At 65.9% G+C, this 13,094-nt stretch carries 9 protein-coding genes; 3 read left to right on the forward strand and 6 right to left on the reverse strand.

All coding sequences use genetic code 11. The features are described 5' to 3' along the window. Positions 1-45: 45 nt before the first annotated feature. Genes VFC51_00730 through VFC51_00740 form a run of 3 tightly spaced genes read right to left on the reverse strand, consistent with a single transcriptional unit; the run spans position 46 to position 7,099 of the window. Complete coding sequence (locus VFC51_00730; protein HZT05531.1) at positions 46-915, reverse strand: PAS domain S-box protein; 870 nt, start codon at positions 913-915, stop codon at positions 46-48. Positions 916-917: 2 nt separating this feature from the next. After that, positions 918-1,298, reverse strand: a complete 381-nt coding sequence (locus VFC51_00735; GenBank protein HZT05532.1) for a response regulator — start codon at positions 1,296-1,298, stop codon at positions 918-920. Further along, positions 1,298-7,099 carry a PAS domain S-box protein gene (locus VFC51_00740; protein HZT05533.1) on the reverse strand — a complete coding sequence of 1,934 codons (5,802 nt, stop codon included), beginning with the start codon at positions 7,097-7,099 and terminating at the stop codon, positions 1,298-1,300. The genes VFC51_00735 and VFC51_00740 overlap by 1 nt, the downstream gene beginning before the upstream one ends. 245 nt (positions 7,100-7,344) lie before the next feature. On the opposite strand from VFC51_00740, the gene VFC51_00745 reads away from it, so the two are divergent. The 3 genes from VFC51_00745 to VFC51_00755 all read left to right on the forward strand — a co-directional run bounded on the left by VFC51_00745 (position 7,345) and on the right by VFC51_00755 (position 9,655). After that, positions 7,345-7,938 carry a GntR family transcriptional regulator gene (locus tag VFC51_00745; protein ID HZT05534.1) on the forward strand — a complete coding sequence of 198 codons (594 nt, stop codon included), beginning with the start codon at positions 7,345-7,347 and terminating at the stop codon, positions 7,936-7,938. A 147-nt stretch (positions 7,939-8,085) separates the two neighbouring features. After that, on the forward strand, positions 8,086-8,349 hold the full coding sequence (locus tag VFC51_00750; protein ID HZT05535.1) for a helix-turn-helix domain-containing protein: 264 nt from the start codon (positions 8,086-8,088) through the stop codon (positions 8,347-8,349). A 346-nt stretch (positions 8,350-8,695) separates the two neighbouring features. Continuing rightward, positions 8,696-9,655 carry a GntR family transcriptional regulator gene (locus VFC51_00755; protein HZT05536.1) on the forward strand — a complete coding sequence of 320 codons (960 nt, stop codon included), beginning with the start codon at positions 8,696-8,698 and terminating at the stop codon, positions 9,653-9,655. 463 nt (positions 9,656-10,118) lie between these two features. Here the strand turns inward: VFC51_00755 and VFC51_00760 are convergent, their stop codons facing one another. The 3 genes from VFC51_00760 to VFC51_00770 form a co-directional block, all read right to left on the reverse strand. Further along, entirely contained in the window at positions 10,119-10,934 is an 816-nt protein-coding gene (locus VFC51_00760) for an anti-sigma factor (protein ID HZT05537.1), read from the reverse strand. Between the two features lie 2 nt (positions 10,935-10,936). Next, positions 10,937-11,530 (reverse strand): sigma-70 family RNA polymerase sigma factor, encoded by a 594-nt coding sequence (locus tag VFC51_00765; GenBank protein HZT05538.1) that lies wholly within the window; start codon positions 11,528-11,530, stop codon positions 10,937-10,939. Positions 11,531-11,566: 36 nt separating this feature from the next. Then, on the reverse strand, positions 11,567-13,094 hold a 1,528-nt coding region (locus VFC51_00770; GenBank protein HZT05539.1), incomplete at its 5' end, for a cellulose synthase family protein.

Consider the following 13,094-nt stretch of genomic DNA (forward strand, 5'->3'; position numbering starts at 1 on the left):
GCGCGGCGCAGGGAGTCTGGGCTTCGTGGGAAGGATGCGGGCGGGCTATCCGGCATTGCGTCCGCCAGCTGACCGATCGCCGCTCATGCTGCTCGATGTCCGACCGGTCGCATCACCCGCGGGAGCGTCGCGTAAAAGACGCTGCCGACGCCGGACGTGCCGGTGACGCCGACTTCGCCGCCCTGGGCCTCGACCATCCGCTTGGTGAACGCGAGCCCCACCCCCGGTGCCCAGGTATTGCTTGCCTGTCCCGGAGTCGCGCTGCTGATGCCCGACGAACAGGCGTCCGCGCTCCCCCGTCTGGATGCGGATACCGGTGTCTTCCACCTCGATGCGGTACCAGTCGGCGTCCTGTGACCCCGCCCGGACGATGACCTGCCCGTTGTCGGGCGTGAACTTGATCGCGTTGGAGAGGTAGTTGTAGAGAATCTGCTTGAGCCTGGACGCGTTGGTGACCACGGACCGGACGGACGGGTCGACCTGCGCATCGATCTGCAGCGGCTTCTCCGGCGCGATCGTTCGCACGATGTCGCGGATGGCGCCCATGGCCAGCACGCCGTCGGGCGTTTGAACGGGGCTGAGGCTGATCTCGACCGGAAACTCGGTGCCGTCTCGTCGCCGACCAGAGAGCCCCCGGCCGGCGCCCATCGGCCTCACGGCGGAATTGGCGAGGAAGCCGTCACGGTAGCCTGCGTGCGTGGCCCGGCGCCGCTCCGGCGCGAGGGTCTCGACCGCCTGACCCAGAAGCTGGCCCGGCTCGTAGCCGAAGAGGGTCTCGGTCTGCTTGTTGACGTACACGATCCACCCCCGCTGATCGACGATCACCAGCCCGTCCGGCGCCGACTCCAGCAGTTGGTGGCTTACCTCTGGATCGAATTCTGGAGACATCTCCCGCTGGCCGGCCGATCGGTCCATCGTCAGCTCCTCGAGCCGTTGAGGTATCCGGCCACGATGGCCGGGAGCGTCTGCGTGTCGATCGGCTTGGGGATGTAACCGTCGCAGCCGGCCGCCAGCATCCGCTCCTCGTCGCCCTTCATGGCGTACGCGGTGAGAGCGAGGATGATGATGTCATGCGTGACCTGGTCGGCTTTGAGACGGCGGGTGAGCTCGAGGCCATCGATGCCGGGGAGCTGGATGTCCATGAGGATCAGCTGGGGACTGAAGCTGCCGATCGTCGCGAGAGCCTCGACCGCGTCGGCGGCGACGCGTACGTCGTAGCCCTCGACCCGGAGCGTGACCTGCGCGAGCTTGAGGTTCACGGCGTTGTCGTCGACGATGAGAACGCGCCCGCCCGTCATTATGATCCGTTCTCCTTCAGCGCCGCGTCCGCGGCGCGTCGCCGAGGAGCGGCGGTCTTCGGCGCAGAGCCGGCCGCGCGCGTCGAACGCTGCGGAACCCAGTTTTTGATCTCGGCGAGCAGCCGCTCGGTGGCCTCTTCGCCTTTCAGGACAATCCCCTGCGCGGACATCTGGAGCTGGCGGCGGTCCGCGGTGGTCAGGTCCTTGCTGGTCAGGATGATGACCGGCACCCGGCGGCCGGCCGGGCTCCGGCGCAGGGCATACAGAAACTCGAAGCCATCCATGTTGGGCATGAGCAGGTCGAGGACGATGGCCGCGGGCGCTTTTCCCTTGATCGCTTCCAGGCCGGCCTTCCCATCGGCGACGCACACCGGATCGAACCCGTGGTCGGCCAGCACCTCCCGAAGCACATCCCGCACCGACTGGTCGTCGTCGATCACCAGGATCGAGGCTGATCCGTTCGGCTGGGCGCCGCTGCGGCCGATGGCCGCCAGCAGCTCTTCGCTCTTCACGGGCTTGAGCAGATAGTCGTGGATCGCGAAGCCCAGCCCGAGATCAGCCTGGGCGATGACGGTCACGACGACGACCGGCGTCTCCGCGTTGTTGGTCCGGGTGCGGATCTCCTGCAACACCCGGGATCCGGGCAGGTCGGGCAGGAGCAGATCGAGGGTGATGGCGTCGAACACGCGCCGCTGGCAGTGGGAGATCGCCTCCGCGGCGGTCGCGGCGTAGGTGACGGCGTATCCTGCCTCGCCCAGGATGCGGCCCAGCCACTCCCGGTCGGTCGGGTTGTCATCGATGACCAGGATATTGGGGCCCGCCACTGCGGAGGTAGGGGTCGGCGGGCGGGCCAGATTCTCCTCATCCAGCCGCCGCATCACGCGCGGTAGCACGGCAGAGAAGGTGCTGCCGTTGCCCGGGGCGCTGACCACGCCAACCTCACCGCCCTGCGCCTCGACCATGCGCTTGGTGAGCGCCAGGCCCAGGCCGGTGCCCTGGTACTTCTTGGCGATGCTGGCATCGAGCTGCTGGAACTCCACGAAGAGGCGGTTCATCTCCTCGGCGGCGATCCCGATGCCGCTGTCCTGCACCTCGATCCGATACCAGTCGGGGCCCTGCGGGACGACGCGCACGGCGACGCTGCCCTCATTGGGGGTGAACTTGAGCGCATTGGAGAGGTAGTTGTAGAGGATCTGCTTGAGCCGAGCCGGATCGGCGACGACGGACAGCACGCTCGGGTCGACCTCGACCGCGATCTGGATTAGCTTACTGGCGGCCAGCGTGCGCAGGACGTCGCGCACCTCGGCGACGATCTGATCGACCTGGACCGGCTCGGGGTTGAAGTCCATGCGCCCCGATTCCACTTTGGCCAGATCGAGCACGTCGTTGATGAGCTGGAGCAGGTGGCGCGAGCTCGTCAGGATGTCGCCCAGGTACTCCTTGTGCTCGTCTGAGACCGGGCCCACCCTTCCGTCGTGCATGAGCTGCGCGAATCCGATGATCCCGTTGAGCGGTGTCCTGAGCTCGTGGCTCATGTTCGCGAGGAACTCGCTCTTGAGGCGGTTGGCTTCCTGCACGCGTCGGTACTGCTCCTCGAGCTCCTCATTCTTCCGCTGGAGCTGCTCCTCGAGCTGCTTCTGCTCAGTAATGTCCTTGGAGATGAGGACGTACCCGATGGGCACGCCCGTCGAGTCGCGCCGCAGCGTGATCGCGACCGAGGCGGTGAACCGGTCGCCACTCTTGCGCACCCGCTCGAAGACGCCCTCGGCCTTACCGGTGCTCATAGCGGTCTGCAGGATCGCGGCAACGCGGCCGGACTCCACATCCTCGGGCACGTGCAGGAGCTGCGCCTTCCGGCGACCCACCATCTCCTCGGCCGTATAGCCGTAGTTCCGGCGGGCCCCCTCGTTCCAGGCCAGAATCTGGCCCTCGAGGTCCATCGCGACGATGGAGTACTCCGTCGAGCTCTCTAGCACGTTGTTCATGAACGACGTGGTCTCCATCAGCTCGCGGTTCTGCTCGCGGATCTGCTCTTCCAGCCGCTTTTGGTCCGTGATATCGCGGGCGGCCGCGAACACCCCCCGCAGCCGCCCGTCGGCGCCGGTAAAGGTTGTGGCGTTGTAGGAGACGACGGTCTCCTTGCCGTCGGCGGCGCGAATCGTGAGCTCGTAGTTGGTGACCCGCTCCTCGGTGAGCACCCGGCGAATGCCGTCCTCGGCCCGCCTGGGATCGGTGAAGTAGTTCTTGAAGGGCGTTCCGATCAGATCCTCGCGCTCGCGGCCGGTCACCGCGCACATCTGGCGGTTGACGTCCGTGATGATGCCGAGCGTATCGGTGGTCATCAGCGCGTCGATGTTCGACTCGATGAGGCCGCGGGTGTAGGTTTGCTGCTCGCGCAGCTCCTCCTCGATCCGCTTCTGGAGGGTGCTGTCGCGGGCGGCGGCGAGGATCCCGGCCACGGTGCCGACGGTGTCGCGGAACACCGCCGCGTTGAACGAGACGGGAATCTTGCGGCCCGACTTGGTGCGGACGACAAGCTCGTAGTTAGTCACGACCCCCTGCGCGAACGTGAGCGAGACGCCCGCCTGGGCGAGATCCGGCTCCGCGAAATAGCTGAAGAAGCGGCTGCCGATCAACTGCTTCCGAGTGAACCCCATCAGCCGAACCGTCTGCTCGTTGACGTCGGTGATGACGCCGTCCGGATCGACGGTCATGAGCGCGTCCACGCTCGACTCGATGAGGCTCCGGTTGTACGCCTGCTGCTCGCGCAGCTCCTGCTCGAGCCGCTTCTGTTCGGTGATGTCGCGGGCGGCGGCCAGGATGCCGGCGATCTGGCCCTCCGTGTCCTGGAATGTGCCCGCGTTGAACGAGACCACCGTTCGGCGGCCGCTGCGGGACTGGAGCACGAGCTCGTAGTTGGTGACCGACCCTTCGGCCAGCGTCTGACGGACGCCGGCGATGGCGCGGTCGGGCTCCGTGAAGTACTCCTTGAACGAGCTGCCGATCAGATCCTCGCGCGTGTACCCGGTGAGATTGACCATCTGCTCGTTGACGTCGGTCACGACGCCATCGGGATCGACCGTGACCAGCGCGTCCACGCTGGACTCGATGAGGCCGCGGTTGTAGTTCTCCGACTCACGGAGCTGCTCCTCCAGCCGCCGCTGCTCGGTGACGTCGCGGGCGACGGCGAAGATGCCGCGGATGTCGCCCTCGGGGTCGCGGAAGATCGAGGCGTTGAACGAGACCAGGATCTCGCGCCGGTGGCGCGACCGCAGGAGCAGCTCGTAGTTGGTGACGAACCCCTCGTCCAGGGTGCGCCGGACGCCGGCGCGGGCGTTGGCCGCGTCGGTGAAGTAGTCCGGGAAGGGGCTGCCGACGAGCTGCTCGCGGGCGTATCCGGTCAGGCGGACCATCTGCTCGTTGACGTCGGTGATGGTCAGGTCGGGGTCGACCGTGAGCATGGCGTCGACGGACGACTCGATGAGGCCGCGGTTGTAGGCCTGCTGCTCCCGCAGCTGCTGCTCCAGCCGCTTCTGGTCCGTAATGTCGCGGGCGGCGGCGAACACGCCACGCAGCCGGCCATCCTCGCCGGTGAAGGTCGTCGCGTTGTAGGAGACGACGGTCTGCTTGCCATCCGCCGCGGCGATCGTGAGCTCGTAGTTCGTGACCCGGCCCTCGGTCAGCACGCGGCGAATGCCGTCCTCGGCTCGCTGGGGGTCGGTGAAGTACTCTTTGAACGGGGTGCCGACCAGCTCCTCGCGCTCACGCCCGGTGACCGCGCACATCTGGCGGTTGACGTCGGTGATGATGCCGAGCGTGTCCGTCGTCATCAGGGCGTCGATGTTCGACTCGATGAGACCGCGGTTGTAGGCCTGCTGCTCGCGCAGCTCCTGCTCCAGGCGCTTCTGGTCGGTGATGTCGCGGGCGGCCGCGAAGATGCCGGCGACGGCGCCGCTGATGTCGCGGAAAACCGAGGCGTTGAACGAGACGGCCAGCTCCGCGCCGGCCCGGGAGCGCAGCACGAGCTCGTAGTTGGTGACCACGCCGTTCTCGAACGTCTCCCGCACCCCGGCCTCGGCTCGTACGGGATCGGTGAAGTAGCCGGCGAACGGGCTGCCGATCAGCTGCTGGCGGTTGTAGCCCGTCAATCGCACCATCTGCTCGTTCACGTCGGTGATGATCCGCTCCGGGTTGACGGTGACGAGCGCATCCACGGACGCTTCGATCAAGCCGCGGCTGTAGTTCTCCGACTCGCGGAGCTGCTCCTCGAGGCCGCGCTGGTCGGTGACGTCGCGCGCCACGGCGAAGATGCCGCGGACGTTCCCCTCTGGATCGCGGAAGATCGAGGCGTTGAACGACACCAGGACCTCCCGCCCGCCGTGGGTGCGGAGGGTCAGCTCGTAGTTGGTGACGAAGCCCTGATTCAAGGTCTGGCGGACGCCGGCGGCGGCATACGCCGGCTCCGTAAAGTAGGAGTCGAACCGGCTGCCGATGAGGTTCTGTTTGGGCACCTCCGTCAGCTTGACCATCTGCTCGTTGACGTCGGTGATCATGAGGTCCTGGTCGACGGTGATCATCGGGTCGACCGAGGACTCGATCAGCCCGCGCGTGTAGTTCTGGGCCTGGCGCAGCTCCTCCTCGAGGCGCATCTGCTGGGTGATGTCGCGGGCGGACGCGAAGATGCCGCGGACGGCGCCGTCCGGGTCCTTAAACACCGAGGCGTTGAACGAAACCGCGCTCTCCGCGCCGGACTTGGCCCGCAGCACCAGCACGTAGTTGGTGACGAACCCCTCTTCGAGGGTCTGGCGGACGCCAGCCGTCGCAGCCTCGGCATCGGTGAAGAAGTCCGGGAAGTAGCTGCCGATGAGCTCGTCGCGGCTGTAGCCCGTGATGCGCACGGTTTGCTCGTTGACGTCCGTGATCTGAAACTGGGGATCCACCGTGAGGAGCGCGTCGACCGACGCCTCGATCAGACCGCGGGTGTAGTTCTGGACCTGACGAAGGTTCTCCTCCAGCTGCTTCTGATCGGTGATCTCCCGGGCGGCGGCGAAGACGCCCTTGAGACGGCCATCCGCGTCGCGGAACACGGCGGCGTTGTAGGAGACCACCGTTTCATGCCCGTCGCGCGATCGCATGACGAGCTCGAAGTTGCTCACGCGCTCGTCGGCGAGAACCTGGCGAATGCCGTCTTCGGCCCTATCCGGCTCGGTGAAGTAGGTCTTGAACGGGGTGCCGATGAGGGTCTCCCGCTCGTAGCCGGTCATCTCGCACATCTGGCGGTTGACGTCGGTGATGATGCCCAGCGGGTCTGTCGTCATCAGCGCGTCGATGTGAGACTCGATCAGGGAACGGGTGTAGAACTGCGCCGCCCGGAGCTCCTCGGTCAGCTGGATCTCGTTCGAGACGTCCTTGGAGATCAGGAGGAAGCCGATCGGGACGCCGGTCTGGTCGCGACGGGGCGTGAGCACGACGCGGGCAGTGAACCGTTGCCCGTTCTTGCGCATGCGATTGAGGGTGCCTTCCCACTTCCCGTCGCGGAGGGCGGCCTCCATGATCTCGCGCGGCCTGCCGGCCATGACGTCCTCGGGGACGTGCAGGATGTCCGAGTTGGCGCGGCCGATGACCTCGTCCGGCTCGTAGCCGTAGATTCGGCGGGCGCCCTCGTTCCAAAGCAGGATCGTGCCGCTCAGGTCTTTGTGGATCATCGAGTACTCGGTGGATGACTCGAGCACATTCTCGATGAAGTTGAGGGCCTCCTCCGTGTCCCGAATCGCCGTGCTGTCGAAAAGCTTGGTGGCCACCGTGCACCTCCGGAGCGCCCGACCCGACCCCCTGCTCACAAGGACCGAACAATGCTATCAGGTAGACAAGTAGACTGCTATATGTCAAACTTTGTCAAGATCCGTAACGCGGGTGGGTCCCAGTCAGATTAACGCTATTGAGCTATCGGGCTGTCATGCTGGACGTGCGCGTAGGAAATCCTTATGATGACGGCATTCCAGCCACGCGTAAAGTCGACCCTCGTCGATGGCTCTGAGAGTTCTGTGTGCTGAGAGCCGGTGGGTATCAGGTCGAGCGCGCCTACGAGCTGCTGCGGCTCAGGATTCTTGATGGCGAGCTGAGCGTCGGGCAGCGGCTTCCGTCGTACCCGACACTGGCTCGCGAGCTGGGCGTTTCATCGGTCACCGTGCGGCTCGCCGTCCAGCGGCTCGCCCACGAGGGGCTGGTGTCAGTCCGCGTCGGAGCGGGGACGTTCGTGGCCCAGCCTGTCGCCCAGGCCCGCCGGCGGCAGACCGGCGCTGTCGACGTGCTGATCGCCGACAGCGACCCCGATAGCCACGCCGCGACGGTCGAGCGGCTCGAGGCCGAGGGGCATCGCGTGACGCTCGTGGAGAGCGCAGGTCAGATGCTGCTCGCGCTGGCTCGGGCGACCTACAGCCATCTCTTCCTGGACGTCCACATGCCGGGCAGCGGCGCGGAGATGGCGGCGACGCTCGCCGAGGCCTACCCGCGCACGGTGGTGGCCATGATGGGTCACAGCCTTGCCCACGTCGTCGGATCCGGCCGTGGCTGCCTGGTCATCCAGAAGCCGGTCCAGCCGCTCGCGGTGGCTGACGTGCTCTCGCTTCGACGAGCCTGACCCGGATCCCGGCTCTCCCACGAGGCGCTCTCCGCGCCGCCGTCGCCCTCTAGCGGGCTCTTCCCCCCGCGAACAATCATGCGGTGGTACTCTTTGCGCCAACGCCGGCGCCTGCTGGCGCGTCGGCTGAGAGAGACGGACGAGCTCGTGGAGGACGCGGTCCTCCTCGACGTGACGGCTCGCCTGGCCAAGAAGCTCCTGGAATTCGCGCGGGACTACGGCATGGCCAGACCCGAAGGAACGGTGATCGGTCTACGGCTGACGCGGGCGGACGTGGCCTCCGTGGTGGGCGCCACCCGCGAGAGCGTGAACAAGCCTATGGGGCTGTTTCGTGGTCAAGAGGTGCTCGAGATGCAGCACGGGCGCATCGTCATTCGCCGGCCGGAGGAGCTCGAGCGTCGCATCTACTGAGGGCGTCCACATCGGAGCGGACGCCCCGATCCGGAGACCGACGCGACTGACTGAATGGAGCCCTCCGCCGTCGCGTTTGAGGAAGACGCCGGCAGCGCCACCCCTTCCCCATACCATCCCCGAGAAATCGGCCATCCGGCCGATGTTTGGAATCCCTCTCGGCGGGATGATGATGGGAATGGTTTACGAGATATCCGAACGACTACTATCATTTTCGACTACCTGGCGCGATGATTGCTAAAGACCGCCAGTAATGGCCATACAAAGCTGTTAAGCCGCTTGTATAAAGTTATCTAGCTATATTCTGGGGGTACCGGTGGCCTCTGCGGAGTTGGGACCCCGCGCGATGCAAGCCTACGAGGTGCTCCGCGCGCGCATCGTGAGCGGAGCGCTCCCCGAAGGCAGCCGGTTGCCCTCGTATCCGGCGCTTGCCAGGAGCTTCGGCGTGTCCAGCATGACGATGCGCAGTGCGCTCCGCCGGCTCGCCGCGGAGGGGCTCATCACGATCCAGGTGGGTGTGGGCACGCGCATCGGATCGGGTGCCCGGCCCGCGATCCTGATCATCGAAGCGGATGACGACGCGAGCGACGCGCTGGGGCGGATGCTCGCCGCGGCAGGCATGCCCACAGTAGCGGCATCGAGCGAGTCCGAAGCGGTTCAGGTCCTCGAGTCCGACACGCGTCTCCTGATGGCGTTCCTGAGCATCCATTTCCCGACGGTGGACGATGGGCTCCGCATGTTCTCGCTCATCGCGAAGCGTCGACCCGGCATGCCCGTGGTGGCGATGGTGCGCGGCGCGGTGGACTACGATCTGCTGCACTCGCTGCCCGAGGGCCCAGTCCTGATCGCCTCGCGGCCGCCCCAGGCGGGGCAGCTCCGGCGTCTGCTGCAGATGGCGCGCCTCGGATCAGCCATCGTCGCGGCTGACGCCGCCGAGCCACAGCGATTGGAGCTGAGCGGCCCCGCGCTGATCGCGGATACGAGCGCCGCCGACCGCGCGCGGAGCGCGCGCATGCTGGAGCTGGCCGGCATCGCCACGCGAGAGATCGCCACGGGCGCGGAGATGCTCCGCGCCCTGGCGCGGGAGTACGTGAGCCTTGTGCTGATCAACCCCGCGCTTCCGGGAGCGGGACCGGGGGTGCTTGCCGCGGCGGCGAGCGCCTATCCGGAAACGCTGTTCATCCTGACGATCGGGGAGGACGATGCGCTTCCCAACGCGGACGGACTCGCCGTCGTGCTGGGCAAGCCGTTCGAGGCGGAGGCGCTGGCGGATGCGCTCCGACTGCGGAGACTCCGGCCAGGGTGATCCTCTACTCGTCAGCGTCCGGCCGCGATCGCCGGTGAAGCTTGACACGACGCGCGGGCCTCAGGTTTAGCGCGATGCGCGCCCCAGAGGCTCCATAAGGCCGGTCCACCCCGCCATATCAAGATCAGCGGCGTCGAGGCACACACGGTCCAGATTGACTCGCCGATCTACCGCTGCTCCATGGGTCAGCGAAGCCATTCATCCGGCAAACGCTGAGGAGACCAACATGGCGGCGTACGCCGCCACGTTCTGCGCTGGTGCTTGCGACGAGGTAAGTGGTCGCAGAAGCGACTCAGCAGCCCCAGGTTCGGCGCGCTCCACACGTGCTGGTTCCGGAGTGCGAGCGCGACAATGGGCCAACCCGGCGCGGACGTTTGCTTTGACGAGCGTCAGCTCGCAACTTACTATCCTCGCCAACCGCGACCGGTCGGACGGACGTTCCCTGTCGGTCGAAGATGCGCGACTAGCTACTCCCAAGCCGCGCCCACATGTACCGGTCGCCACGGGGCTCAGCACTGCCGCCGTGGGGCTCCATCGTTACGCGGATCGTGTCGATCGACGCCATGGGCATGGGTGACTTGACCACCACCACGGACTTCCCATCGTTCTCCACGTAGAACGTGCCGCCGTTCATCCACCGGTCGCCGCGAATGAGCCACAGCTGGTAGCACTTATCTTTCGGCAGGTTCGGCAATCCACCAACTAGCAGCACACCATCCTGTTGACTGGGCACGTAGTACAGCGTGCCCCAGGCGCCCGGCGCCATCTCCGTTCCGTCGATGTGGGCCGCGCCGGCGGCTCCCGCCTGGTTCCACCGCGCTATGGTGTCCGCGGCGACCTCAGCTTCCGCCCAGGCCTGTCGGGCCGACTCTTCCGTAGTGGCCACCGACTGCTGGAGAGCGATGACTTGCAGCCCGAGCCAGCCGCTCAGGAACATGAGGACCAGAGCGGCAGCGCCTGCCCAGTAGGCCGGGCCGGCCACGCGTCGACGACGCACGGGCAGCTGAACGAGCAAGCTCCGCCCGTCCTCGGGCGCCCCGGTGCCATGTTCGTGCGGGTTGCGAACAGCGCCGAGGATTCGATCGTGCAGCGCCCGCGGGGGATCCACCTGAGGAACACCCAGCCGGAGGGTTGAAGCCGTGCGGAGCATCTCGCGTGCACGGCTCTGGCACACCCCGCACGCTCCAAGATGCTCCTCCACCTCCTCCAGCGCTTCGCGCGGAAGTGCGCCCAGCGCATACGAGCCGAGCAGCTCCTCGACTTCGATGCAGCTCGCCACGGCTAAATCTCCACTCCATCGGCCAAGAGCAGCGCGCGGAGCTTGCGCATCCCCAGACGGATCCGCGTCTTGGCTGTACCCAGTGGCTCGCCCAACTCTTCGGAGATCTCCACGTGGGTCTTCCCCTGAAAGAAAGCCATCTCGATCGCCTGCCGCTGCGACTCGGGGATCTGTTGAAGGGCTCGACGAACCGACGCGGCAACTTCGGCGGAGCCCGCGGCGTCGCTGGGATCTGCCACATCGGCCACCATCGAATTGAACGCATGCTCCTCCGGTAACGGGTACTCCTCGCGGACTCGCCGACGCCGCAAGAGGTCGATCGCGCGATTGTGGGCCACGCTCAGGAGCCACGAGCCGAGGGCGCCGCGCTCTGGGTTGTAGGCGTCGGACTGCCGCCAGAGCTTGAGGAAGACTTCCTGTGTCACATCTTCCGCCATGGTCGGATCCCGAACGATGTGCAAGACCAGCGAATACACCGGACGCGCGTGGCGTCGGTAGATCTGGTCGAGCGCATCCGAGTCACCGTCGGACACCAGGGCGACAAGGTCCTGATCCGGTACGGACGACGGATCCATCCCGACGTTAGTACGCTTCACCGCGGCCGTCCGGATGGGTGGTGTGGAGCGGGAGGATTACGAGTCGCGCTGGCCGGTCGTGGCCGATGCGACGGCGCGGGGCGCGATGGGAACGCTGAGCTGCACGAAGCTCACCCCAATCACGAACAGCATGCCGCACAGGAAGTACGAACAGAACACGAAGCTTGCCCAATTTCTTAGCGCCAGCGCATAGGCGATCGTCCCCATCGCGTAGCACGCGAGAAGCAACTCTGCCCCAAGAATCGCGTCAACACCGAGAGTGTATCGCTTTCCATCCCAAGAGTCGGACGCGCGAGCGATTCCGTACTTTGGCGTGCGTTCGAAGACAGATTTCTTCCGGTAGAGCACGCCGAGCATGGCGCTGACGGTCGTGAGCATCATGCCCGCGCCCATGACGCTGGCAGCCACGATATAGGGCATACGCTGGGGCAGATTGCGCCCGGCTCGCCACTGGGCGAACGCGAGATAGATCGTCGGTGCAAGGGCTGGAATGGCAGCGATGAGCGACCATACGGGAGAGCCTCCGCCCGTTGCCGGGTGAACCGTGTGGAAGCGCTGCGAATAGTAGATCATCAGCGGCTGCAGGAGAAACATGGCAAGCAGGCAGAAGTGCGTGCCATAGCCCAGCAGATGAAAAGCTCCTTGCAGCTTGACGCCCGGCGACACACGCGCGATGAGCAGCGACGGGAGGAGCTTCAGGGCGCACGCGAAGCTGCCTGCCGCCCACCGCCGTTGCTGGCAACGGTAGGAGGCGATGGTGACCGGAAGCTCCGCGGGCGTTACGACGTCGGGGAGATAGACGGCCTCCCATCCGCGAAGCTGCGCCCGATAGCTCAAATCGAGGTCTTCGGCCAGCGTGTCGTGCTGCCAGCCTCCGGCGTCCTCAATTGCGGCGCGTCGCCAAACCCCGGCCGTCCCGTTGAAGTTCATAAAGTAGCCGCCGTGATTTCGGGCCGGTTGATCGACGAAAAAATGGACGTCGATGGTCACCGACTGAATTTCTGTCAGCAGCGAGTAGGACTGATTCAGGTGCCCCCATCGCGCCTGGACGAATCCAACGCCCTCCCGATTGAAATACGGGATCGTCTTGTGAAGGAAATCAGCGGGTGGGACGAAATCGGCGTCGAATATGGCGATGAACTCTCCATCGGAACAACGCAGACCCGCTTCAAGCGCGCCAGCTTTGAATCCCACGCGGTCAGATCGGTGTATGTGTCGAATGTCGATGCCTTGGGCGGCGTACCGCCGCACAAGCGAGGCGGCCAGAAACTGCGTTTCGTCCGTGGAATCGTCCAGAACCTGGATCTGCAGCCGGTCGCGTGGCCAGACAAGCTCGCACGCCGCCTGGATCAGACGCCGGGTGACGTACAGCTCGTTGAAGATGGGCAGCTGCACGGTGACGAGCGGGAATTCCGCGGGCGGACACGGCTTGAGCACACGCGACGGCCGCGTCCACGCGAGAAAGACCATGTACAGGAGATTGATGCCAACGCAAAAGGAGAAGAAGAGGACGATGCCGTAGATCGCCGTGGCGGGAAGCCAGAGCAGGTCCACGACTAGCATT

The organism is Chloroflexota bacterium, assembly GCA_035652535.1.
Lineage (GTDB): Bacteria > Chloroflexota > UBA6077 > UBA6077 > SHYK01 > DASRDP01.

Coding starts and splice junctions, on each gene's coding strand:
- VFC51_00730 (HZT05531.1), bottom strand. CDS start 915: ATGGACCGATCGGCCGGCCAGCGGGAGATGTCTCCAGAATTCGATCCA.
- VFC51_00735 (HZT05532.1), bottom strand. CDS start 1,298: ATGACGGGCGGGCGCGTTCTCATCGTCGACGACAACGCCGTGAACCTC.
- VFC51_00755 (HZT05536.1), top strand. CDS start 8,696: ATGCAAGCCTACGAGGTGCTCCGCGCGCGCATCGTGAGCGGAGCGCTC.